This window comes from Sulfuricurvum sp., from assembly GCF_028712165.1.
GTDB lineage: Bacteria > Campylobacterota > Campylobacteria > Campylobacterales > Sulfurimonadaceae > Sulfuricurvum.
Map to the genome: position 1 here is coordinate 7102 of NZ_JAQTQR010000004.1, position 23741 is coordinate 30842.

The following is a 23741-nucleotide window of genomic DNA, read 5'->3' on the forward strand; positions in this document are numbered from 1 at the left end:
TCATGCTAAAAGATTTCTTAATCGCTAAAAAAAATCCATTTTTTTTTAAAACTGTGTAATATTCACACTGTGATATCGTTGTGAATAAGTCCTCTCACTTTTGAATCGAAACAAGACAAAAAACTTCCTGATTTAAGAAAATTTTTATCTAAAAATACCCTGAATCAACCTTTATTCAAACTCACTTAAAGTGCCTAAAATAGGGGTTTTGAGCGAATTTATCCCCTTTAAATATTAATTAAGCAACTGTTATAAAAAGTTATTCACATTTGAGAAGATTTTTTTTTCAATTTAAAGCACGTAATCTGCCAGTAATCAAAATGTAATCCCTTTGAAATCCATATTGTTTACTCTTTCAAAAATAAGATACACAAATAAGTGTTTCTGTTAGAAAGGGTATAAACGATGGTTAGTGCAGAATATATTTTACGCAAAGAACATCCGAAAGTATTTCAATATCCTTCACTTGTCAATAAAACGATTGTTGGATTAACGCGGTTACTTCTCCATGAAAAATCGATCAATCGTTTTATGGAACAGCATGAAGAAAAAAGCGGATTGGAATTTATCGATGCCGTTTTGAAATATTTAAATGTTTCATATAAAACGGTTCATCGTCAAATTGAAAATATTCCTACTATGGGTAAAGTAATAATTGTTGCCAATCATCCTTTGGGAGCCTTAGATGCTCTTTGTTTGATTCAGATGGTGTGTTCGGTACGTCAAGACAAAAAAGTAAAGATTGTCGCTAATCGTATGCTAGGAGAAATAACACAGCTCAAAGAGTTCATGATAGGGGTAGATAATTTTAATGATAAACTCTCAAAACATGCTCTGCGTCAAATCGATAATGCTCTGCAAGCGGAAGAAGCGGTAATCTTTTTCCCCTCAGGAGAAGTTTCACGTGCTGGACTATTTGGAGTTAAAGAGGGTTTATGGAAAGGTGGATTTGTAAAATTCTCCAAACGCAATTCTGCCCCGATCCTTCCTATTCATATCAAAGGTAAAAACAGTCCGCTCTTTTATGCCGTCTCATGGATTTATAAACCGTTAGGGGCTCTGTTGCTCAGTCATGAGATATTTGCAGCACGAAATCATGTATTTGATTTTACGATCGGAGAGATGGTAAGTGAAAAAGTAATAGGGGATTTTAACCTGAGTGAAAAACGTCATGCGAGATTGTTCCGTAAACACCTTTTACGCATCGCAAAAGGGAAAAAGGGGATATATCCTACCGAATGCTCTATTGCACATCCTGTATCACGTCAGGAGCTTCGAAGCGAACTTCGTCGTGGAGAGTTATTAGGACATACCAGTGACAACAAAGAAATATATCTTATAGAGCATGAGAATGCTCCGAATATCATCAATGAAATCGGACGACTTCGTGAATACTCATTTCGCAAAGTCGGAGAAGGGAGCGGTCATGCTCGTGATATCGATGCGTATGACCGTTATTATCATCATTTAGTGCTTTGGGATGATGAAGCTTTGGAAATCGCTGGAGCTTATCGTATCGGCGAATGTGAATGGATTCTCTCGTGGTTGGGTAAAGAGGGATTGTATATGAGCGATTTGTGCGATATGAACGATCAATTCGACTCTGTATTGGAAGATGCGATTGAGCTTGGGCGAAGTTTCGTGCAGCCGAAATATTGGGGAAGCCGTGCATTGGATTATCTCTGGCAAGGGATCGGTGCCTATCTCAGCCATAATCCTCAGGTTAAATATATGATGGGACCGGTGAGTATATCGGGGAGTTTTCCAAAACATGCTAAAGAGGCATTGGTCTATTTCTATACCCTTTATTTCGGGTCAGACAATACAATGGTAAGAGCAAAGTCCCCTTATTTTCTTTCGGATTATGTACGCTCAGAATTTGAAGAATTATTTGATGGGAATAATTACATTGAGGATTTTAAACGTCTTAAAGATTATCTCAAAGCCCTTGACGTCTCTGTCCCTACACTTTATAAACAATACAGTGAATTGTGTGAAGAAGGGGGAGTTCAGTTCATGGATTTTGGTATCGATGCAGATTTTAATAACTGTATTGACGGCTATATTCTCGTTGATATCCGTAAAATAAAAGAGTCAAAACGTCAAAGATATATCAGAGCGGTGGAATAAGTTCCATCGCCTCAAAACACTCCGCTACAAAGTCTTTCTCCGAAACAATATGATAATGCTCTTCTTCGTATGTGAATTCAAGCGAATGGGCGTGAAGCAATAGACGTGTTGAACTCCCAATACGTAGACGCTCTTCTTCTGACAACTCTTTATTTATAAACCGAATGACGTCTTCTTCTGAAGGGCCGTATACCGGATCACCGATGATCGGATGTTTCACGTGGAACAAATGGACCCGAATTTGATGGGTACGACCAGTGAGAGGAGATGCTTCTACGAGGGTCATATCGTGTTCAGGAAAGTACCGTATAGGTTTAATAAGGGTATGGGCAGGTTTGCCTTTTGGATCAACTTTAACGACCATACTGATTAAAAGATTCGGATGATCGATTCTAAATAAGGGTTCTCGTATGTCAAGATCGTGTTCGATATGACCTTTAACCATAGCAAGATAACGCTTCGTAATGGCACGGCTAGAGAATAACTTCTTTAAAACAGTTTCACTTGTTTTATTGCGAGAAACTAAAACCAATCCGCTTGTTTCTTGATCGATACGGTGTGTCGCGTTAGCATGATCACCAAACTGATATTTTATCTCATCATTTAGTGTATAAGGTGAACGTCGGCTGTGTGGATGTACGCTCAAACCGCTGGGTTTGTCAAAAATGGCAAAGTCGTTAGTTACAAACATCGGTTTGAATCCACGCGATAACGCTTCAAAACAGATGAACTCAATATCGCCCTCTATGTATCCGAATTGATCGTCCATAACAATACTGTTTTGCGTTAGTCGACCTCTTGCTATGAGTCGTTGACACTCACTTCGTGACAAACCTAACTCACTCATCAAAAAAGAGATAGCCGTTTGACGTATAGGTGAATGGAGTTTTTTGGTGATAAAAGGCATCGTATTTATTTTGCTTTCATGGCATCAAAACATTGTGTTATGAAGTCTTCTCTGGAAACGATATGATAGGGATTGTCTCCATACCTAAATTCGAGTGAATGGGCATGGAGCAAAAGGCGTGATGCACCCGTGTTTCTAAAGCGTTCTTCTAGAGACATTTCTCTATCTAGAAAACGGACGGCATCATTTATATCTTGATTGTATATAGGATCCCCAACGATCGGATGTTTCACGTGGAACAAATGGACACGTATTTGATGCTGTCGTCCGGTATAGGGTGAGGCTTCGACCAATGTGGTATCCGTCTCAGGAAAATACTGAAGCGGTGTAATAAAAGTACGTGAGGGTTTACCTTCGGGATGGACTCGCACAATCATTCGTACGATAGAACTCTCATCTTCACGACGCAACAGAGGTTCTTGAATATCAAGAGGCTCTCTCAGGTGCCCTTTGACCATAGCGAGATAGCGCTTGGTGATTTCACGGTCTTCAAACATCATTTTCAAAACACGCTCAGAGATTTTATTGCGTGCCGCTAAAACGAGTCCGCTTGTCTCTTGGTCGATACGATGGGCGATGTTAGCATCATGACCGAAGCGGTGTTTGATCTCATCATTGAGACTATAGGGAGTATGGCGATTTTGAGGGTGAACGAGAAGACCGCTGGGTTTGTCATAGACAGCAAATTCTTCAGCAACAAATGTCGGCTCGAGTCCCATCGATACCGGCTCGAAGCAGACAAAATCGAAATCTCCTTCGATAAATCCGGCGTTGTTAGACATGGCAACACCGTTTTGGAAAAGTCTCCCTTTGGAAATAAGACGCTGCGCTTCACTTTGCGCAATTCCTAATTCATGCATCAAAAACAGGAATGCTTTTTGACGAGTTGGAGCATGGAGCTTTTTGATGACAAAGGGCAATTTAATTCCTTTTTAGGGAGGGTTGGATAAACTCTATTTACATAATAAGATGCGCATTTTAGCATAGTAAGGAAGCAGATATGGTAGATCGTTACGCCAGAGAAGAGATGAAATCCAAATGGAGTATTCAGGCAAAATATCAAGCATGGCTCGATGTTGAAAAAGCGGTAGTTGTTGCGTGGAATAAATTGGGTCTTATTCCTGATGAAGATGCAGAGAAAATTGTTAAAAATGCAGGTTTCAGTGTTGAGCGTATTGATGAGATCGAAGCGATCACTCGCCACGACTTGATCGCATTCACAACGTCCGTTTCAGAAACGCTCGGAGAAGAGAGCCGTTGGTTCCATTACGGTATGACATCATCCGATACGGTTGATACTGCTGTCGCTCTTCAGATGCGCGATTCATTGGTACTTATTATCGAAGATGTCAAAATGGTAATGGAATCGATCAAAAAACGTGCGGAAGAGCACAAGATGACATTAATGGTTGGACGTTCACACGGTATTCACGGTGAGCCGATTACGTTTGGTTTGGTGTTAGCCGTTTGGTATGATGAAATGGCACGACATCTTACAAACTTAGAACAAACGATGGAAGTGATTTGTGTCGGTCAAGTATCCGGAGCGATGGGTAATTTTGCTCACGCGCCGTTAGAACTGGAAGAGTATGCATGTGAAGCGTTAGGACTCAAGCCGGCTCCTGCATCGAATCAGGTTATTCAACGTGACCGCTATGCCCGTCTTGCTTCGGCGTTGGCATTGTTGGCAAGTTCGGTTGAGAAATTTGCCGTGCAAGTTCGTCACTGGCAGCGTACCGAAGTATATGAATGTGAAGAGTTCTTTGCAAAAGGGCAAAAAGGCTCATCCGCAATGCCTCATAAACGCAATCCGATTCTGACAGAGAATATCACAGGGTTAGCACGTATGGTTCGTGCCTATGTTATACCTGCGATGGAAAACGTCGCGTTATGGCATGAGCGAGATATCTCTCACAGCTCTACCGAGCGTTTCTGGTTGCCGGACAGTTTTATCACATCTGATTTTATGCTTCACCGTCTTAACAGTGTTATTGCCAATCTCGTCGTTTATCCTGAAAATATGATGCGCAATCTTAATCTCACCGGGGGACTGGTTTTCTCACAACGTGTTTTACTCGAACTTCCACTCAAAGGGGTAAGTCGTGAAGATGCATACCGTATCGTTCAACGCAATGCGATGAAAGTATGGGAAGGATTACAGCAAGGAAACAGTGCTGTAAATGAAAAAGGGGAAAGTCTTTATCTGCAGTATCTATTGGCCGATGAAGAACTAAGAGAAAGTTTGAGCGAAGAAGCGATCCGTGAATGTTTCAATTTTGATTACTACACCAAAAATGTTGATCGAATATTTGCGAGAGTGTTCAAATAATTATCATAAAAATAGTTTCTTTCGGTATAAGAAACAATACAATATTGAGTGATTATAATACACCATATTGTCTGGCTCATCTGAGACAAAACAGCCAAAGAGATTCTCTTTTTGGTATTCAAAATAGACGGATTATTAAGGGAGAGAGATGCTAACTATAGTTAAACGAAACGGCCGCCGTGAACCGTTGGATATTACAAAAATTCAAAAATATACTTCTGCTGCTGTCAAAGGGCTGATAAACGTATCACAAAGCGAACTGGAAGTCGATGCGCAGATCCAGTTCCGTGACGGAATCAACAGTAATGAGATTCAGCATACTCTGATTAAAACAGCCGTTGATAAGATCGACATTGATTCGCCTAACTGGACGTTTGTAGCATCCCGTCTCTTTTTATACGATCTTTATCACCGCGTAAACGGATTTACCGGTTACGGCACATTAGAGAGTTATTTTGAACGCGGTGAAGCTGAAGGACGTATTCTCCTAGGGCTCAGAGATAAATTTGATTTGGCGGATTTGGATGCGTATATCGTTCCTGAACGCGATTTGGAATTTAATTACCTCGGCGTCAAAACTTTGTACGACCGTTATTTGATCAAAGATCGTCAAGGCGATCCGATCGAGCTTCCTCAGCATATGTTTATGGCCGTTGCGATGTTCCTGGCACAAAACGAAACCGACCGTCAGGGTTGGGCGAAAAAGTTTTATGACATGATGTCTAAATTCGAAGTGATGATGGCGACCCCTACTCTCTCCAACGCCCGCACCAATCGTCATCAGCTCAGCTCATGTTATATCGGTTCTGCACCGGATAATATCGAAGGGATTTTCGATGCCTACAAAGAGATGGCATTGCTCTCCAAATTCGGCGGAGGAATCGGCTGGGATTGGACACAGGTTCGTGCCATGGGTTCGTTCATCGACGGACATAAAAATGCCGCAGGCGGAACCGTACCGTTTTTGAAAATCACCAACGATATCGCGATTGCAGTCGATCAGCTCGGAACCCGCAAGGGGGCTATCGCCGTTTATCTCGAGCCGTGGCACATGGACGTCAAAGATTTCCTCGATGTGAAGAAAAACTCAGGTGAAGAACGCCGACGTGCGCATGATTTGTTCCCTGCCCTATGGATCAACGATATGTTTATGAAACGTGTTGTCGAAGACGGTATTTGGACGATGTTCGACCCGTTCGATGTGAAAGAACTCAGCGAGCTTTACGGCGATGCATTTGAGAAACGTTATCTCGAACTCGAGCAAGATCCTAATATTGTAAAAGAACACACGAAAGCAAAAGATCTTTGGAAAAAGATTTTGACGAGTTATTTTGAGACAGGAAGTCCGTTCCTGTGTTTCAAAGACAGTGCAAATCGTGCCAATCCGAATGACCATTACGGAATTATCCGCAGTTCGAACCTTTGTACCGAGATTTTCCAAAATACACAGCCGAACCATTATCTGATCAAAATCAAATACGAAGACGGTTCATTCGTGACATTCGAAGAAGATGAGATCGTAAAAGTCGACAGCGGAATCGAAAAACCGGCTAACAAAGTTACGGCACTCGATTCTCTCGGAGGACGCCCAATCTATATCGTGGAAAAAGAGAAAGTAGACGGCGCAACGGCGGTATGTAATCTCGCATCGGTCAACCTCTCACGCGTTCATACGAAAGAGGATATCGACCGTATCGTTCCGGTTGCGATCCGTGCTCTCGATAACGTTATCGATCTCAACTTCTACCCGTTGGAAAAAGTCAAACGGACGAATATGCGCAGCCGTGCAATCGGTTTGGGTGTTATGGGTGAAGCTCAAATGCTTGCCGAAAACAAAATCGTTTGGGGAAGCCAAGAACATTTTGACAAAGTCGATGAAGTGATGGAATCGGTGAGCTATAACGCGATTCTCGCTTCGAGCAACCTCGCTGTCGAAAAAGGAAAATATGCTGAGTACGAAGGGTCAAAATGGAGCCGCGGAATCCTCCCTATGGATCATGCGACCGCAGAAGTCCAAAACCTCGTGGATCGCGGCGGATTGTTCGCTCCGAATTACGAATGGGACGAGCTTCGTGAAACAATCAAAAAACAAGGGATGCGCAACGGCTATCTGATGGCGATCGCACCGACCTCTTCGATCTCGATCCTCACAGGGACGACTCAGACGATTGAGCCGATCTACAAACGCAAGTGGTTTGAAGAGAACCTCTCGGGTCTTATTCCGGTCGTTGCACCGAAACTCAGCCCTGATACATGGGGATACTATACTCCGGCGTACGATTTGGATCAAACGATCCTCGTCAAAGCGGCGGCAATCCGTCAAAAATGGATCGATCAGGGGCAAAGTCTCAATATCTTTATCACCCTTGATCGTGCCAGCGGTAAATATCTAAACGATATCTACATGCTCGCATGGAAACTGGGTCTCAAATCGACCTACTATCTCCGCTCTCAATCACCGGAGCAAAAACAAGATACAGCAGACCGCTCGATGGAGTGTGAAGGGTGCCAGTAAAGCCCCTGAGTGCTTTGACGCTCAAAAACCTGCTTGACCGTATCGATTTCGCCCGTCAGGGTGAAATCCGCTCCCTCACTCCACTCTCCCCTACTTCCATCGAAATCCGTTTCAGTGTTCAGGATATTGCACGCGGTTATGACTGGATCGATATACTGTTTCGAGTAGAGGGCGTGAACGACGCCAAACTCGTTAGTGACAATGTTCTGCGTGCGTTGGATATGTCTGAGGGGGTAACGGTGGAACTAACACCAAAGAGCGCTGCGTTAGCGATCGGCAGTTATGCTGGACGCTGTGATGAAGCACCGTGTTACATCATCGGAACCTCACTCGGATACGAAGAACTCCCTTTTAGCGGGTAATCACTGACGTTCGTGGTGAGCTTGTCGAACCATGAACTTTTACCCTTCGACAGGCTCAGGGCGAACGGAGTCAAGTAATCCATTCACACAACTCTCGATCATCGAATAAACGTGCTCAAACCCTTCAAAACCGTCAAAAAAGTATGGATCGGGGACATCTGCCCCCGCATGCCCGTAATCTCCCAATTTAACTAAGTTTGTACATCCCATCGTCTTGAGATCGTTATAGTTGCTTTGATCCAATGCGACGATCAGATCAAAGCAGCTGAAATCGGCTTTGGTTACCTGACGGGCACGGAGAGTAGAAATATCGATGCGGTGATTACGGGCAACGGTGATTGAGTGTTTGCAGGGAGGCTCTCCGGCATGCCAGTGGCTCGTTCCGGCAGAGTCGACTGTGATGCTGTGGCCACCCTCTTCTATCAATACGCGTGCGACTCCTTCAGCAATCGGCGAACGGCAGATATTTCCTAAACAGACAAAGAGAACGGATTTCACTTTTTCTCCAGCAAACATAAAAAGAATCCGTCGATCGTATCGGTAGGTAAAATACGGACACCGTTTTGGATCCGTTCGTCGAAAATCTCTTTTCCCCACCGTTTTAAAGGCTTTTGAATGTTATCGAAGGGTAAGGTCAGGGGTAACGTATTTAAATGCTCTCCATGACGCTCTAAGAGGTGCTGAAGAGGGCTTTCGTTCTCTTCGGGAGAAAATGAACAGGTACAATAGAGCAATTTTCCACCGGGTTTGAGGGCATCGAATGCGGAGAGGAGCAATCGGCGCTGGAGTTTTGAGGTCTCTTTGACTTTGTGAATGGTCCAAAACGACATCGATTTGGGTTCATGCGTTTTAAATCGCGCTTCCGAGGAACACGGTGCATCCAGGAGGATGCGGTCGAACATCTCGGGGCATTTTTTACCCACACTCCGTCCGTCGGTCATGTAGGTGTGAGCATTGGTAACCCCCTGGCTCTCCAGATTGTCGCGGAGACGGAAAAAGCGTTCGCGTGAGAGTTCTACCGCTGAGAGCCATCCGGTGTTTTCCATCATCCCTGCGAGCATCAGTGTTTTTCCTCCGGGTGCGGCGGCGAGATCGAGAACCGTCTCTTCGGGCTTTGGGGCGAGGATGAGCGGAGCGATCATGGAGGCGAGGTTCTGGATATAGAGCCTGCCGCCGTAAAACGGATCGCTCTGGGTGAGGCGGAGTTTGTCTTCGGGAGCGATGCGGTAGACTCCCTCCAGCCACCCTACCCGTTCAAACGATATACCTGCGGCATGCAGCTCCGCTTCGAGGGCTTCCGGAGTCGATTTGAGCGTATTGACCCGAAAGGTGACCTGTTTGGGAGAATCAAAAGTGCGGATAATGGCGTCAAACTGATCACGTGGAACAATCTGGGAGAGGCGCTCGACAAAAGCTTCAGGAAGGGTTGTCATCGTTTGCGTACCGCCATACGGACGACGGAAGCGATTCCGATATGCCCTCTTCCCTCGTTGAGTTCCGTTTCGGTTTCGCAGAGTTCGAGTATGTCACAAGGTGTCTGCTCTAAAAGTGTGCGTAATTCATCGGCAGTATAGAGAAGCGTTTCATCTTTGGGGCCGCCGGTTGTGCGCGGAAGCTGGTGAATGGAGAAAAACTCCCCCGCAAAAATGGCACCTGGTTTGAGATGGTCAATGACTTTTGAAAACACGTCACTGCGGAGCGGTTCAGCAAGGTGGAGAAAAGAACATAAAATCGCATCATAGTGTTCACCCGGCTCCCAGTCTTCCAAATCGGTGTGAATAAGGCTCAGGCTAAATCCAAGCGAGTGTGCCAAAGCTTCCGCTTTTGCCAAACCGATATCACTGGCATCGAGTGCGGTGACGGTATGACCCTTTGTCAACGCATAGGCGGCATTGCGCCCTTCTCCTTCGCCCAAAAAGAGGATGCTTTGTCCCTTCTCCAACGTGTCGATATGGGAGGCGACGTATTGATTCGGCTCTTTACCGTAAAAATACCCCTCTTTGGCAAAGCGTTCGTTCCAAAATTCGCGTTGATCACTCATCGTACCACTCCGTCTAGTACCGGAACAAAATCGCATACTTCGAGGGGATCTTCATGGATGACACCGCCTCGTTTCGTAAATCGGGTGATGACCTGCTCACGTCCTCGCTCCATCGGTGCCAAGAGGATCCCCCCTTCTCGCAGCTGATCAAAGAGTTTTTGTGGGATGACGCGTGCCGAAGCGGAGAATAAGATACGATCAAACGGGGCATACTGCTCCCAGCCGTTTTGTCCATCATCGGTTCGGGTGTGAATATTTCCTAAATGGAGGGTGCGAAAACGCTCTTTGGCTTCCAGCAGCAGCGATTCGATCCGCTCTATCGTAAAAACGCGGCGGAAAACTTTGGACAGCACTGCCGCCTGATAGCCGCTGCCGCATCCGATTTCGAGTACGCTGTCACATCCCTCTGGAGACAGATACTGCGTCATTTTTGCGACCGTCAGCGGCGAGGAGATGTATTGCTGTGCACCGATCGGGAGTGCATCCAGACGATAGGCATTGTGCCGCATGGCAATCGGGACAAACATTTCACGATTGGTATGGACGATTGCCTCTTTGATATTGGCGCGAAGAGGAAATTTTTTAGCGATCTCTTCGGCCATCCGGGAGGTTTTAATTATGGTGATTTTATCGATGCTCATTCGATTCCTACATTGAGATATCGGCGCATTGAGAGGACGGTGCGCTCTTCAAAATGCGAAGTTAAAAGTTCGGCTCCGTTGTTACGGATCTCCCCGCCGAAGGGGGTGATGATACCGCTCATGGCACTGGTATCCTCGTTGGACGCATCGGAGGCGATAACGTAGCATTGGTTCATTATCGCAAGTGCGTTGGTTAAAGTGGTGAAATGATCTGCTCGGAGTTTTCCCCATTGAGCAGGGATCACGATGATATCGCACCCTTCCATCCGCTGCCATAGTGTTTTAAACCGTAGCTCGAAACAGATGAGGATACCGATTGTAATCCCCTCAAATACAAAAGGGGTTATTGCACCCTCTTCTCCCGAAGTAAAATGTTCATGTTCGGCACCCAATGCAAAGAGTTTCACTTTGGCTTGACGGTGAAGAATCGTATCATCGTGAAGTGCATAGGCGACGTTGTAAAACTCATTCCCCTCTTTGGTAATCGCAGTGAGGATCAAAAGACGATTGGCTATACATTTACGCAGTTTTTCCAGTGCCACAGCGGTAAATGCCGCAGCTTCGTCAAAACGGTCATACGCAAAGCCGCTGAGAGCAACTTCCGGAGCAACGATAATGGCATCTTCGGGAGATTGATCGATCAGTGAGATGAGACGGTCGAGATTTTTTTCAAAACTCTTATCGGTCTCAAAACAAAGCGATACGATGGAGCGATTTTTAGAAGTCGTCAAAGCTGAGGCTTCCTTTGGAATAGTTCGTCACGGTTCCCTCAAAGAAGTTCGTTTTTTGGTCGTTGAATTTCGAGAAATCATCCACCCATTTGATCGGATTGGCAACGTTGTAGAGCGGTTTTAGCCCGACTGCGCTAAGGCGGTTGTCGGCGAGATACTGGATGTATTGTTCCACGATTTCGTTGGTAAGACCCAAAATCTGCCCTTGGGTGATGTATTGACCCCATGCGACTTCCAATGCGACCGCTTTGCGGAACATATCGTAGACCTCTTCGATGAGTGCTTCGGTGAACAGATCCGGACGTTCACGGCGCAAGGTATTGATAATGTTTTGGAACAAGACGAGATGGGTTACTTCGTCACGCTGGATAAAACGGATCATTTGGGCACTTCCGAGCATTTTTCCCGAACGTGCCAAGGTGTAGATGTAGGTAAATCCGCTGTAAAAGTAGATCCCCTCTAAAATTTGGTTTGCAAAACAGGCTTTGACAAAAGCGCTCTCGCTAGGGTCATTTGCAAGCTCGGTATAGCGCGCTGCGATCGAGTCATTTTTGGTTTTGAGCATCATGTCACGGCGCCAGAGGTCGTAAATCTCTTCAGAGTTTTGACTGATCGAGTCAACCATTACCGCGTAACTTTGGGAGTGAAGCGCCTCTTCGAAGCTTTGGCGTACCAAGATGAGGTTGATCTCCGGTGCCGTCACATACGGGTTGACGTTATCCATCAGGTTGTTGGTTTGGAGGCTGTCCATAAAAATAAGTTGTGAGAGCGCTTTGTCGTACGCGGTCTTTTCCATCTCGGTGAGGTATTTGTAGTCGACTGCATCACGGGTCATATCGACCTCTTTAGGGAACCATGTGTTGTTGAGCATCATCTCCCAGAGGTTATAGGCCCATTGGTATTTGATGTTGTTGAGCTCGAAAATACCGGTCGGATTACCACCGAAAATCTGTCGATCGTTTACATGTTCATTAGAGGCTGGATTGTAAATTTGTTTTCGCTTCATTACGGCTATCCCTGTGTGCAGATAAAGTAGATGATTATGTCGAAATATAGATTTAAGTATGATAAAATGAAAAGAGTTTTTCTATAGGGGTGACGAGATGAATAAAGGGATAATCTTCAAATCGTTGGCAGCCAGTGTGGCGATTTACAGTGCGGCAGGTTTTTTCGGGGTTCCGTATCTTCTCAAAAACGTAGTTCCCCAAAAGGTGGATGAAGCGACTCAAGGGGGAAAACTCTCCATAGAATCGGCATCTTTCAACCCGTTTACGTTTCATTTGAAACTTAAAAAGCTCTCCTTCAAAACACCACAAAATAGCGACTTTTTTGCCCTTAAGGCTTTTTCGATCAATCTCGACCCCACGGATTATTTGTGGCGCGGAGGTGTGGTCGTCAAAGATATCCGATTGAGCGAGCCTAAAATTACGATTCGCCGTGCTCAGAACGGAGATTTTAATTTCAAATGGCTTACTGAATTGGGTGGAGATGATAATAAAACGCAAGAGAAACCTTCCGAGCCTTTAGCACTTATCATCAAACATTTTGCCTTGGATGAGGGAACGCTGGATTATAACGATTATTCGGACGGAAAAGCCTATAGTGTCGGATTGGGGCCGATTGGATTCAACCTCGATAACATCGATCTGCGTCACCTGTCAAAAGCAAATGGGAAAATACGTATTTATGCAACGATCAATGAGGGGGGCTTTCTTGAACTGAAAAGTAAAGTCAATTCCCTCTCTCCTCTGACATTGGATGGAAGTGTAGCGTTTGATTCGGGAAAACTTTATACCCCGTGGCGCTATTTCAAAGAGAAGTTTCCGATCGAAGTGGCAGACGGGACAGCAAGCTTCGGATTTGATTACCGCTTTAACAGCAATGATATCAACGCGACCGAACTCTCGAATCTCCATTTTGAAATGGACAAATTGCGTGTGATCCCAAAAGGGGAAGATCGCAATCTCCTCACCCTCGCTTCGCTCAAAGTGACACATGGAAATGTCCAGCCTCTGCGAAAGATTTTTAATGCTGAGTCTCTTAGTGTAGGGGGAATCAATCTGGCTGCGCAACGATCTCACGAGGGGAAAATTGACTGGATAGAATATGTTGATCAGATCCAAAAAGCATTCCCTGAAGATGAAAATGAGACTAAAGTGCCGTGGCATTTCGCGTTGGGAAGTGTGAACGTCGAGAATGTAGGGCTGCAGTGGAACGACCTTGCACCGCGTGAACCGTACACGGCGAGTGTGAATAACTTTTCGCTTCACACCGGAGCGCTCAGCAGTGATGAAAATACTCCGCTGACACTTTCTTTGGGGACGGATGCTATACACGTTACACGCAAAAGTGACAATGTTCAGGCTTTCGGTATCGAGGGTATCGGAGTGGAAGGGATAGAGGTCAATCGCTTCGCGCATAGGGCAACAGTGAAGAGCGTTTCGATTTCCAAACCGACAGCATCTTTAAAACGGCTCAAAGACGGTTCTATCGATGTGACGCACTATCTTTATTCATCGCCACAGAAAGCCGAGTCCGAGCCTTCTGCTCCTTGGGATTATCAACTGGATGAAATTAGTCTTCATGACGGAGCCCTTGGATTTATCGATGAGGTTCCTCACAAAAACGTAGCGTTGAATTTTGATCAGTTGAACGGGGGTATTCGATATTTTAGCAGCGATGCGAAGGCTAAAAATGATATTTCCCTTTCGACAAGGGTGAATGAAAAAGGATTGTTGGAACTCAAAGGGGATTTGGTTCGTGCACCGCTTCGCAGTAACGGAACATTTGCACTCAAAGGGATCGATTTATCGATTTTTGATCCGTATCTCGAGCCTGCCAGTTATGCATCTTTACGCAGAGGGATGTTGGCGGTTACAGGAAATTATGACTTTACCCCGGCAAAAACGGCGGTTAAAGGGAAAGTAGCGCTTAGCGATTGGGTTGTGAACGATACGAGAGACGATAGTGTGCTGTTGGGGTGGCAGAATATCGGTGCAACCCCGTTTGTGTATGCCTATCCCGACAACCGGCTTAAAATCAATCAGTTGGCGATTGACGGGTTTTATACGAATGCTTTGATTGATTCGAAAAAAGTTTTGAACTATTCTACGTTGAGTAAAAAAAGTGCAAGTGATTCCAACACAACAAAATCTTCCGGGAACCCTTTTGGTCTCGATATTGTCAAATTGGTATTACGCGACAGTAGTGCCAATTTCAGCGATATGTCTTTGCCTCTGCCGTTTAAAACCTACATCCATGATTTGGAAGGTTCGGTACTGGGAATTTCGACGACTAAAGACGTAACGACGTTTGTAAAACTTCGCGGGGGGGTCGATCAGTATGGACTGGCAAAAATCGACGGACAGATCAATACTGCCGCCCCTAAAAAATATACCGATATCAAAGTGGCATTCGACAATCTTGAACTCAAAAGCTATACCCCGTATTCCCTCGAATTTTTGGGATATAAAATTGACGGCGGTAAACTCTTTTTAAATCTTGGATACAAAATTGATCAGGGACAAATGAACGGCGATAACAAGGTAGTTATCAAACAGATTGAACTGGGTGCTGAGAAAGAGGGGGGATCACCGTGGCCGATGCGCCTGGTCGTAGCATTGCTTGAAGACAGCGAAGGGATCATTGATGTTAATCTTCCTGTCGAAGGGGATGTGAATAAGCCTGACTTCAAATACGGCAGCGTCGTTTGGCAGGTCATTAAAAATCTATTTACCAAAGCGGTAACATCGCCGTTTCGTTTGTTGAGTTCTATGCTGGGGATTGAAAACGATAAGCTCTCTTCGATCGATTTTGAAGGGGGGTCATCCGTTCTTCAGCCTCCTCAGATCGAAAAACTCGATCAGATCGCCGCGATGCTAGAAAAACGTCCTAAACTGTCATTGAATATCTATGGTGGCTGGGATGCAGTTTCCGACACACATGCGCTAAAAGCAAAAAAACTGGTTCAAGCAGCACTCAAACGGAATAAAGATTTAAAAATTGATACCCCTCAGGCAATGAGCCTAGATCTTCTCGAAGATATGGCGGATGATTCTTTGGATTCCAAAGAACTTAAAGCAATTAAGAACAATTTGGAAGAAAAATATCCGGAAGAGGCGGCATTTGTTCGTCATTACAGTGATGTATTGATCGAGAAACTTATTGCGATTCAAACACTTGCACCGGAAGAGACACAGCTATTGGCGCATCAGCGTTCCGAAGGGATACGGGCATATCTTCTGAAAAATGCAGGTCTCGAAAAACGGCTGATAGTTAAAGGGGAAGAAGCTGCCAAATCATCTGCGTCAGGAGAGATTCCGACTCGGCTTGAGATCGTTGTCCCATAACGGTTAATATTTAGTTCAATCGGGCTTATTTTTAAATTTGTCCGATTCATCCTATAATGTCATAAAATAAATTTTATAGGAGAAGCTATGCCGTTTTCACCCGCAAAGCGTAAAGGTACCCTCAGCGGTATCCTGTTTGTCGCTATCTTTGCCGCTGCCGCAACGATGATCGCCGACATCGGTATTATTAAAAATCTTGGAATTTCACCGTTAGTAGTGGGGATTGTATTGGGGATCTTTTTTGCCAATACCCTGCATAACCGTATCCCTTCCGTTTGGGAAGGGGGGATTACCTTTTCCGGTAAGAAGATTCTCCGTTTTGCAATCGTGTTTTACGGTTTTCGGATTACATTTCAGCAAATCGAGCAAGTGGGAATAGAGGGATTTATGGTCTCTTTGATCATGCTTTCTACCACATTTATTCTCGGAACTTTTTTATCTCAAAAGTTTTTTAAACTTGATCGCGACACGTCAATGCTGACTGCCGCCGGTGCATCGGTATGCGGCGCGGCAGCAGTCTTGGCAACCGAGCCGGTACTAAAAAGTGAAGAGCACAAGGCTGCAATCGCTGTATCCATGGTCGTTCTTTTTGGAACCATCTCCATGTTTTTGTATCCTGTACTGTATGCTGCTATCATCGTTCCTGCCACAGGCTTTTTACATATGGACCCTTCAACGTTTGGAATGTATGTAGGCGGTACAATCCATGAAGTAGCTCAAGTTGTAGCTGTACCTGCATCTATTCCGGGTGCCGATCAATCAATGGCAAATACAGCGGTTATTGTTAAAATGACGCGTGTTATTTTGATCGCTCCGATGTTGATTGTATTGGGAATCTATCTCTCATATGCAGCTAAGAAAAGCGGAACAACCGGAGGCGGTGTTAAACTGGTGATCCCTTGGTTCGCCGTTTATTTTATCGGTATGGCCGGCGTTAATTCACTTATCCTGAATTTTACAGATGCACATGCGGGTGAAGCGATTGCAACAACAATCAGTTCTGCGATCGCAAATATCAATATGGTCGATACGTTCTTGCTAACGATGGCAATGACGGCTCTTGGAATGGGAACACGGTTCTCAAAATTCAAAGGGTTGGGATTGGCTCCTATTTATGCGGCAGGTTCCATGTTTATCTGGTTGGTAGTGGGCGGTTTCGTTATTACCCAATGGGTTGTAGCAACGTTTTAATTTCTTCCTCGGGGGAACCCCCCCCGCTTCATTTCAGGCTTTTAAACTCTATGGCAAATATTTTAAAAGCATAGAGATACTTCACGATCAGTTCAATTTTTTCAAATTCAGATATGACAACAGCGCAATGAACAATTGTATAAATTTTACACTTGTCACAGTGTTCATCTATGAATGTTACCGATTACAATATCATGAAAAAAATGAGTCTCATGAAAAATATCTGTATCGTAAAAACAGGTTCGACTTTTTCTGCAACACGCGCTGATTTTAATGATTTTGAAGATTGGATTATCAGCCGATTGGATCTGACACAATCCAGCCCATTCACGGTGAATGTACAAGCAGGGGAGTCTTTGCCCGATCTGAGAGCGTGTGACGGTATCATCCTGACTGGGTCTCACTCGATGGTGACAGATGAAGACGTATGGAGTCAAAAAACTGCTCAGTGGCTTAGAGACGTAGTGCATCAAAAAATTCCACTCTTGGCAATATGTTACGGGCATCAACTGCTCGCTAAATCTTTAGGCGGCGTATCGGATTATCATCCTAACGGTATGGAGATCGGTACGGTAGAAATCAAGCTCACTGAAGATATTCAAGATGATCCGCTGTTCTGTGAACTTCCTGATCGTTTATTTGCCCATACGATTCACTCTCAGACGGTATTGGAACTCCCTTGCTGTGCTGTAAAGCTTGCCTATAATTCACATGATGAAAATCATGCGTTCAGGATTGGAAAATGTGCTTGGGGCGTTCAATTTCATCCGGAGTTTACTAGAGCTATTATGAACGCTTATATTGAAGAAGTTGCGAAAACAGAGAAGTTTGACGTAGAACAAAAACAGAAATTGCTTGAGCAATTGCAAGAAACAGAGGAGTCCAATGCGCTTTTGAAAAAATTTGAGAGCCTAGTTGGACAATATTAACCATTCTCAATGAGAGCATTTAGAATTTTGCGTCAGTGATTCCGATTTAGTTTAGATAAATTATCTTTTTCGATAACTCAATGCTTCTAATAAATGTCCTTTCCTAATCTCTTCAGAGTCTTCGATATCGGCGATCGTCCGAGCTACTTTAAGAACTCGGCTTACTGCCCGAAATGATAATCCGAATCTTCCTATCGCCTGATCGATTACCTGCTGAGCTTCTGAATTTAATGGACAGTATTGTGCTATCTCAGCATCGCTTAGCGCACCGTTGAGTCGTTCTTGCCCCCGTTGTTTTTGACGTAAAAAGGCCTGACGTACGATCGTATGAAGATCGTGTGAAGTGACACTGGATTTATCTTCGGAACTGACAGCATGCATTTGCACATACAGGTCGATGCGATCCAAAAAAGGGTCCGAGAGACGTGATTTATATCGATTGATTTCCAAATCACTGCATCGACAGGCTACGGAAGTACTGAAGAGATTTCCGCAAGGGCAGGGGTTCATCGCCGCAACAAATAAAAAATTGGCATCATAGGTCACTTTTGTATTGACACGTGAGATGCGGATATGGCGATCTTCCAATGGCTCGCGTAATGCCTCAAGAACACTTTTGGAAAAGTGGGGAAGTTCGTCAAAGAACAGTATTCCCCCATGTGCCAATCCTACTTCACCAATTTGTGCTTTATGTGTGCCGCCACCGAAGATACTTGCCCCAGTACTGGAGTGATGCGGTGAGCGAAAAGGGCGTGAAGGGGTAAAGGTCGGCTCTTTGCCTTCCAATATCTCAAGTTTGGCACATTCGAGCATTTCATCGTTATGAAGAGGAGGCATGATATGAACCAACCGTTTGGCAATCATCGATTTACCCGATCCAGGGGAACCTTCCAAGAGAAGATTATGCATTCCGCATGCCGCGATCAAAGCAGAGCGCTTGGCGTGTTCCTGTCCTTTGATTTCACTAAAATCAAGGGGGTAATGCTGATGAAAATAATAGGTTTGATCATTATGGATGACGTGATTAAAATCAAAAGAGGAAACATGTGACTGGGATTTTGGAAGTTCTTCGGCACGTAACAGATTGAGCGTATCGGTAAGGGAGTTAACTCCGAAAAATTCAATTCCCGGTATTTTAGAGAGTTTAGGCAAGCTTATGTTGGGGACAATAGCGCGTGTAATTGCCCCTTGATTCGCCAAAGAGAGAATGATAGGGTAGAGTAGGGTATTTTCGGTAACATTCCCATCCAGCCCCAGTTCTCCAAATACGTACCAATCTTCTATATTCCCGTCATAGTTTTCTAATGCAATGAGTGCCGCGATAGGAAGGTCGAAATGGGAGCCTTCTTTGCGCAAATCGCTAGGAGCCAGATTAACAGTGAGCCGTTTTGGTGGAAATGTGAAACCGTTGCTCAAAAGGGCAGATTTAACCCGCTCTTTGGACTCGGTGATTGCGGTATTGGCCATACCGACAATGGTAAAGGCCGGAAGCCCTTTCGTAGCGGTAAATTGAACCTCCACGGTTTTAGCGTCTATTCCTTCGAATGTTGCGCATTGCAATTGTTTCATCCCTACTCCATTGTTTGTTAGAGCAATAGGATAGTGGGAATAAACGTGTAGGCCAGTTGTTCAGTATCTGTCTTACCTCTGAGCAATACAAGTCGTATTAAGAGGATTTTGCTTACTCAACTGTACTAATTCGCCCTTTTTCCTATCGCAATTTTGTTTGGCTTTTTCGAGCGCTATGTCTGCACTTGTTTTTCCACCGCCTATATTTTTTAATACAGCTACGGTACTGAAAAACATAAAGAGGAAGCAGGCTGAAATAATAGCCCCAACCAGATAGATGCTGTAGTATTTTTTATTGAGCAGGAGTTTCATCGTACACCTCCAAAATGAATTGTCGGTATATTGTAATGCCCTTAAAATAAATACTATTACTGTTTTTCAGAACGGATAAAAAATTTAAGCTTCTAAATATAACTGCATTTAACTGATAAAGTTATATTAAACGAGGTAATTGTATCAAAAGTAGGGTAGGAAAAAATAAATATTGCATATTGCAATATTTATGAAAAGGTTATTTTTTCTCTTTTTGAGCTTTTTTATACTCTTTTTCAAATTTTTTCCGGCGATAATAGGAGAGTTTTTCGATGAAAAGTTTCCCTTCCAAATGATCGATTTCGTGCTGGATTGCGATGGAAAGAAGGTCTGTCGCATGGAGTACACAAGGTTCACCATGTCGATCTTGGTAGTGGAGGGTAAGTGATTCGTATCGCTCAACATCCTCGTAGAAACCTGGGACACTTAAACACCCTTCTTGATATAAGACATTTCCTCTTGGAGTATGGATAACTGGGTTGATAATTTCGATGAGATTCTCTTTGTGCTGTTTTCCGTCTTCATCAGGTATACAGAGGATAATGGCACGAATAGGGTTCGCAACCTGTATCGAGGCTAATCCGATTCCGTTTGAACTCATCATGGTTTCATACATATCATCTAAAAAACGGTGCAGCAAGCCATCAAAATTGGTTACCTCAAGGGAACGGGTTTTAAGTTGTTTGTCTGGATAAGTAATAATTGGGAGAATCATAGTGACCTTACGAATTGCAGACCATGTAGCGGAGGGTAGGTTCCTTGTCTGCCGCTTCCATAGCGTTTAATGTGCATACGAGAGTTTGCTCAACTCCGACGGATGAATTAAGCTCAGCGACGCCGATGGCGATACGCAGTTGAATTTCCTGCTCAGCTAGGAAAAAGTTACTGGAGGCGACAAGGTCAAATAGACGCTCTGAAGCTCGCTTTGCACTCTCCAAATCGGTATGTTTGAGTACCATAGCAAATATACCTTCCCCGTAGTGGGCAACAACATCACTGCGTCGTGATGTTTTGAGAAGCAATCGGGCAACCGTTCGTACCATCAGCTGCTGTGCTTTTTCGCTTTGAATCGCATTGGCATCTTTGGAGAGACGTACGGTAATCAGTGAGCTTTTATGCTTGAATTCATCGATAAGATGACACTCTTGTTCGAGTCTCATAATAAGATAGCGTTTGTTATAAACTCCAAATTGGTTGTCAAAGATCGTCTCGTTTTCAACTTGCTTGACGATGCTCGCAGTCTCATCATAAATAGTCTTCATATGGGTAACCTGTTTTTTCAGGATACCGCTTAGTTTGCCGACATCATTCCCCAATGAGGCAAGTAAATCGTTTGCTCCGCTCAAAGAAGGGATATTTTTGATCTCTTCTTTTCGTTTGTCCAAAATTTTCTCCATAAGGGAGATGTTTTTGTACAAGGTAGCGCTGAGTTGAAGAATACTTTTGACTGAGGAAAATCCGCGTTTGAGAGTTTTTTCCAGCTCAATGCTTTTTTCATCTTCATTATTTTCTTCAAGCTCTAAGATTGCACCGATTTGACGGCGAAGACTTTCACTTTTTTCTTCCAAAATACGGTCGAAATAGAGTGAAAAATTATTAGGAGTAGGGGGGAGATTATCCGAGATAAGGGCGGTGAGGACCTCTTTTGCGAATATTTCAAGATCGCTGGTAGGATCACCTAAAGAATTGGCACTGATAAATCCCTCTTCGCCGCTTTGGCGTTGTGAGCGTTTAGGATCAGCGATCGTCGCCATCTTTTAGCCTTTACTTCTCTTCTTTTTCTTTTTGAACAAGTACTTCGTCGATGATACCATAAGTCACCGCTTCAGCAGCTGACATGAAGTTATCACGATCGGTATCTTTTTCAAGTTTCTTAACGCTTTGCCCGCAGTTTTTAGCCAAAATCTCGTTGAGCTCTGCTTTCATACGTAAAATTTCTTTCGCTTGAATCTCGATATCGGTTGCCTGGCCTTGTGCACCGCCGAGAGGTTGATGGATCATGATACGTGCATGAGGCAGGGCATAACGTTTTCCTTTTGCACCTGAGCTGAGCAAGAATGCACCCATGGATGCCGCTTGACCGATACAAATAGTACAGACATCCGGACGGATGTAGTTCATCGTATCATAGATTGCCATTCCCGAGGTGATAACACCACCGGGAGAGTTGATATAAAAATAGATATCTTTTTGTGGATCTTCCGCTTCCAAAAAGAGCAATTGTGCCACAATAGAAGAGGCAACAGGGTCGTTTACCTCTCCGCTGAGCATGATAATACGGTCTTTGAGAAGACGTGAATAGATATCATATGAGCGCTCTCCGCGCCCCGTTTTTTCAATGACGTAAGGGATATAGCTCATTATGCCTCTTTGATTTTATCGTTAAGCAATTTACTCAACACACGATCTTCGATCATCGCCATTTGAATGGCAGGAAGATACCCGGATTCTTGGTAGTGTTTGTAAACCGCAGCAGGATCTTGACCCATTTGCATTGCTTCGTAATAGATTGTTTGCATCAATTCTTGCTCGTTAACGATGATGTTTTCAGCTTTTGCCAAAGCATCAACAATGAAGGTTGCTTTAACCGCGCGGCATGCATCGTCGCGGAACGTTTCACGCATTGCTTTTACTTGTTCAGCATCGTTGCGGAGTTCTTCGAGTTGCGCTTCGCTTAAGTCGCGTGCTTTTTTATTGAGTGCCATATCCATCTCTTGTTCTACGATGAACTCCGGAAGATCAATAGTGTATGCAGATACAAATGTTTCCATCAAATTAGGTTTGAGTTCATCGTTGTAGAGGCTACTCATTGCTTCACTTTGAAGTTGTTCTTTCACTTTTTCTTTGAGCATATCAACGCTTGCATCGTCAAATCCAGGAAGCATTTTTTTCGCCAATTCGTCATCGATGACTACCGCTTCTTTGGTTTGGATCGCATTGATTTTTACTTTAAATTGAGCCGGTTTTCCCGCTAGTTTTGCTCCGCCGTAGTTTTCAGGGAACGTGACGTCGATGGTTTTTTCTTCATCTTTTTTCATACCGATAACTTGATCTTCAAATCCCGGGATAAATTGGCCGCTTCCGAGACGAAGAGCGAAGTTTTCAGCTTTCCCCCCCTCGAATGCTTCGCCGTCAACGAACCCTTCAAAATCAAGAAGGGCTGTGTCGCCGCTTACAAGCGCACGGTCTTCATCGACATTGACCAAAGGTGCTTGCGCTGATGCGAGTTCTTCGATACGCGCAGTGATAGCAGCGTCGTCGATAGCAGGTTTGGTTACATCCGGAACCATCGCTGCGTAGTCACCGAGTTCGATTGAAGGGCGGGTAGCAACGATAACTTCAACATCAATACCGTTGTCGTTTTTTTCAAATTTAGAAATTTGAGGTTCACCGATTAATGTATCAGAAGCGATTTTCATCTCTTCGAGAGCTGCGCTCAAAAGGTCGCGTAACGCTTGCGCTTCGGCATCTTGAACCAAACGCTCACCGTATTGCTTTTTCACCGCACTGACGGGGACTTTTCCTTTGCGGAAACCGGCAATTTTTACATCTTTAGAGAGTTGATTGGCGATTTTTTCGATGTTGCTATCGATGGTACCGCGAGTGATAGCCGCATTGATTTTTGCGTTGGCTGAGTCGATTTTATTGGTTGTAATTTGCATTGAATCCCTTTTGCTGTTATGTCACTATGTGATCAAATGGGGGCAATAATATCCAAAAAGGGTTAATTGTACG

General features: G+C 44.3%; 21 protein-coding genes. 7 read left to right on the plus strand and 14 right to left on the minus strand.

The annotated features are described in order from the left end of the window. Positions 1 to 405: 405 nt before the first annotated feature. Positions 406 to 2130, plus strand: a complete 1725-nt coding sequence (locus PHP90_RS01075; protein WP_299923943.1) for a lysophospholipid acyltransferase family protein — start codon at positions 406 to 408, stop codon at positions 2128 to 2130. Here PHP90_RS01075 and PHP90_RS01080 read toward each other — a convergent pair. After that, positions 2114 to 3037: an RluA family pseudouridine synthase gene (locus tag PHP90_RS01080; RefSeq protein WP_299923946.1), complete on the minus strand. Its 924-nt coding sequence runs from the start codon at positions 3035 to 3037 to the stop codon at positions 2114 to 2116. The genes PHP90_RS01075 and PHP90_RS01080 overlap by 17 nt on opposite strands. Before the next feature lie 5 nt (positions 3038 to 3042). Continuing rightward, positions 3043 to 3957, minus strand: a complete 915-nt coding sequence (locus PHP90_RS01085) for an RluA family pseudouridine synthase (RefSeq protein WP_299923949.1) — start codon at positions 3955 to 3957, stop codon at positions 3043 to 3045. 80 nt (positions 3958 to 4037) lie between these two features. Here PHP90_RS01085 and purB point away from each other — a divergent pair, with 80 nt between their 5' ends. From purB to PHP90_RS01100, 3 genes are all read left to right on the plus strand, one after another. Then, positions 4038 to 5366, plus strand: coding sequence for an adenylosuccinate lyase (gene purB / locus PHP90_RS01090; RefSeq protein WP_299923952.1), 1329 nt, complete (start codon positions 4038 to 4040; stop codon positions 5364 to 5366). A 148-nt stretch (positions 5367 to 5514) separates the two neighbouring features. Continuing rightward, a complete protein-coding gene (locus PHP90_RS01095; RefSeq protein ID WP_299923955.1) occupies positions 5515 to 7881 on the plus strand; it encodes a ribonucleoside-diphosphate reductase subunit alpha in 2367 nt (788 codons plus the stop codon). After that, entirely contained in the window at positions 7872 to 8243 is a 372-nt protein-coding gene (locus tag PHP90_RS01100; RefSeq protein ID WP_299923958.1) for a hypothetical protein, read from the plus strand. The genes PHP90_RS01095 and PHP90_RS01100 overlap by 10 nt, the downstream gene beginning before the upstream one ends. Before the next feature lie 39 nt (positions 8244 to 8282). Here the strand turns inward: PHP90_RS01100 and PHP90_RS01105 are convergent, their stop codons facing one another. Genes PHP90_RS01105 through PHP90_RS01130 form a run of 6 tightly spaced genes read right to left on the minus strand, consistent with a single transcriptional unit; the run spans position 8283 to position 12662 of the window. Next, positions 8283 to 8741: a low molecular weight protein-tyrosine-phosphatase gene (locus tag PHP90_RS01105; RefSeq protein WP_299923961.1), complete on the minus strand. Its 459-nt coding sequence runs from the start codon at positions 8739 to 8741 to the stop codon at positions 8283 to 8285. Beyond that, on the minus strand, positions 8738 to 9676 hold the full coding sequence (locus tag PHP90_RS01110; protein WP_299923964.1) for an RsmB/NOP family class I SAM-dependent RNA methyltransferase: 939 nt from the start codon (positions 9674 to 9676) through the stop codon (positions 8738 to 8740). The genes PHP90_RS01105 and PHP90_RS01110 overlap by 4 nt, the downstream gene beginning before the upstream one ends. After that, positions 9673 to 10284 (minus strand): class I SAM-dependent methyltransferase, encoded by a 612-nt coding sequence (locus PHP90_RS01115; RefSeq protein ID WP_299923967.1) that lies wholly within the window; start codon positions 10282 to 10284, stop codon positions 9673 to 9675. The genes PHP90_RS01110 and PHP90_RS01115 overlap by 4 nt, the downstream gene beginning before the upstream one ends. Further along, complete coding sequence (locus PHP90_RS01120) at positions 10281 to 10925, minus strand: protein-L-isoaspartate(D-aspartate) O-methyltransferase (RefSeq protein ID WP_299923970.1); 645 nt, start codon at positions 10923 to 10925, stop codon at positions 10281 to 10283. Before PHP90_RS01120 ends, PHP90_RS01115 begins: the two co-directional genes overlap by 4 nt. Continuing rightward, positions 10922 to 11656, minus strand: coding sequence for a carbon-nitrogen hydrolase family protein (locus PHP90_RS01125; protein ID WP_299923973.1), 735 nt, complete (start codon positions 11654 to 11656; stop codon positions 10922 to 10924). Before PHP90_RS01125 ends, PHP90_RS01120 begins: the two co-directional genes overlap by 4 nt. Further along, positions 11643 to 12662, minus strand: coding sequence for a ribonucleotide-diphosphate reductase subunit beta (locus PHP90_RS01130; RefSeq protein WP_299923975.1), 1020 nt, complete (start codon positions 12660 to 12662; stop codon positions 11643 to 11645). The genes PHP90_RS01125 and PHP90_RS01130 overlap by 14 nt, the downstream gene beginning before the upstream one ends. 97 nt (positions 12663 to 12759) lie before the next feature. On the opposite strand from PHP90_RS01130, the gene PHP90_RS01135 reads away from it, so the two are divergent. From PHP90_RS01135 to PHP90_RS01145, 3 genes are all read left to right on the plus strand, one after another. Continuing rightward, a complete protein-coding gene (locus PHP90_RS01135) occupies positions 12760 to 16005 on the plus strand; it encodes a DUF748 domain-containing protein (protein WP_299923977.1) in 3246 nt (1081 codons plus the stop codon). Between the two features lie 87 nt (positions 16006 to 16092). After that, complete coding sequence (locus PHP90_RS01140) at positions 16093 to 17196, plus strand: YeiH family protein (protein ID WP_299923980.1); 1104 nt, start codon at positions 16093 to 16095, stop codon at positions 17194 to 17196. 170 nt (positions 17197 to 17366) lie between these two features. After that, positions 17367 to 18125, plus strand: a complete 759-nt coding sequence (locus PHP90_RS01145) for a glutamine amidotransferase (protein WP_299923983.1) — start codon at positions 17367 to 17369, stop codon at positions 18123 to 18125. Between the two features lie 60 nt (positions 18126 to 18185). Here the strand turns inward: PHP90_RS01145 and PHP90_RS01150 are convergent, their stop codons facing one another. From PHP90_RS01150 to tig, 6 genes are all read right to left on the minus strand, one after another. Next, positions 18186 to 19694, minus strand: a complete 1509-nt coding sequence (locus PHP90_RS01150) for a YifB family Mg chelatase-like AAA ATPase (RefSeq protein ID WP_299923986.1) — start codon at positions 19692 to 19694, stop codon at positions 18186 to 18188. A gap of 72 nt (positions 19695 to 19766) precedes the next feature. Next, positions 19767 to 20006, minus strand: a complete 240-nt coding sequence (locus PHP90_RS01155; RefSeq protein ID WP_299923989.1) for a hypothetical protein — start codon at positions 20004 to 20006, stop codon at positions 19767 to 19769. A gap of 199 nt (positions 20007 to 20205) precedes the next feature. Further along, on the minus strand, positions 20206 to 20721 hold the full coding sequence (gene def / locus PHP90_RS01160; RefSeq protein WP_299923992.1) for a peptide deformylase: 516 nt from the start codon (positions 20719 to 20721) through the stop codon (positions 20206 to 20208). Between the two features lie 7 nt (positions 20722 to 20728). Further along, positions 20729 to 21760, minus strand: coding sequence for a diguanylate cyclase (locus PHP90_RS01165; protein ID WP_299923995.1), 1032 nt, complete (start codon positions 21758 to 21760; stop codon positions 20729 to 20731). Positions 21761 to 21770: 10 nt separating this feature from the next. Then, the gene (gene clpP / locus PHP90_RS01170; protein ID WP_299923998.1) at positions 21771 to 22367 is read right to left on the minus strand and encodes an ATP-dependent Clp endopeptidase proteolytic subunit ClpP; all 597 of its coding nucleotides are present in this window, start codon (positions 22365 to 22367) and stop codon (positions 21771 to 21773) included. Then, positions 22367 to 23668, minus strand: coding sequence for a trigger factor (gene tig, locus PHP90_RS01175; RefSeq protein ID WP_299924001.1), 1302 nt, complete (start codon positions 23666 to 23668; stop codon positions 22367 to 22369). Before tig ends, clpP begins: the two co-directional genes overlap by 1 nt. Positions 23669 to 23741 lie beyond the last annotated feature (73 nt).

What these genes read in the sequence shown, in the direction of transcription:
- PHP90_RS01140 (WP_299923980.1), top strand. Translation starts at nt 16,093, where the DNA reads ATGCCGTTTTCACCCGCAAAGCGTAAAGGTACCCTCAGCGGTATCCTG.
- purB (WP_299923952.1), top strand. Translation starts at nt 4,038, where the DNA reads ATGGTAGATCGTTACGCCAGAGAAGAGATGAAATCCAAATGGAGTATT.
- PHP90_RS01080 (WP_299923946.1), bottom strand. Translation starts at nt 3,037, where the DNA reads ATGCCTTTTATCACCAAAAAACTCCATTCACCTATACGTCAAACGGCT.
- clpP (WP_299923998.1), bottom strand. Translation starts at nt 22,367, where the DNA reads ATGAGCTATATCCCTTACGTCATTGAAAAAACGGGGCGCGGAGAGCGC.
- PHP90_RS01095 (WP_299923955.1), top strand. Translation starts at nt 5,515, where the DNA reads ATGCTAACTATAGTTAAACGAAACGGCCGCCGTGAACCGTTGGATATT.
- tig (WP_299924001.1), bottom strand. Translation starts at nt 23,668, where the DNA reads ATGCAAATTACAACCAATAAAATCGACTCAGCCAACGCAAAAATCAAT.
- PHP90_RS01115 (WP_299923967.1), bottom strand. Translation starts at nt 10,284, where the DNA reads ATGAGTGATCAACGCGAATTTTGGAACGAACGCTTTGCCAAAGAGGGG.
- PHP90_RS01135 (WP_299923977.1), top strand. Translation starts at nt 12,760, where the DNA reads ATGAATAAAGGGATAATCTTCAAATCGTTGGCAGCCAGTGTGGCGATT.
- PHP90_RS01145 (WP_299923983.1), top strand. Translation starts at nt 17,367, where the DNA reads ATGAATGTTACCGATTACAATATCATGAAAAAAATGAGTCTCATGAAA.
- PHP90_RS01110 (WP_299923964.1), bottom strand. Translation starts at nt 9,676, where the DNA reads ATGACAACCCTTCCTGAAGCTTTTGTCGAGCGCCTCTCCCAGATTGTT.
- PHP90_RS01130 (WP_299923975.1), bottom strand. Translation starts at nt 12,662, where the DNA reads ATGAAGCGAAAACAAATTTACAATCCAGCCTCTAATGAACATGTAAAC.
- PHP90_RS01120 (WP_299923970.1), bottom strand. Translation starts at nt 10,925, where the DNA reads ATGAGCATCGATAAAATCACCATAATTAAAACCTCCCGGATGGCCGAA.
- PHP90_RS01155 (WP_299923989.1), bottom strand. Translation starts at nt 20,006, where the DNA reads ATGAAACTCCTGCTCAATAAAAAATACTACAGCATCTATCTGGTTGGG.
- PHP90_RS01165 (WP_299923995.1), bottom strand. Translation starts at nt 21,760, where the DNA reads ATGGCGACGATCGCTGATCCTAAACGCTCACAACGCCAAAGCGGCGAA.
- PHP90_RS01150 (WP_299923986.1), bottom strand. Translation starts at nt 19,694, where the DNA reads ATGAAACAATTGCAATGCGCAACATTCGAAGGAATAGACGCTAAAACC.
- def (WP_299923992.1), bottom strand. Translation starts at nt 20,721, where the DNA reads ATGATTCTCCCAATTATTACTTATCCAGACAAACAACTTAAAACCCGT.
- PHP90_RS01075 (WP_299923943.1), top strand. Translation starts at nt 406, where the DNA reads ATGGTTAGTGCAGAATATATTTTACGCAAAGAACATCCGAAAGTATTT.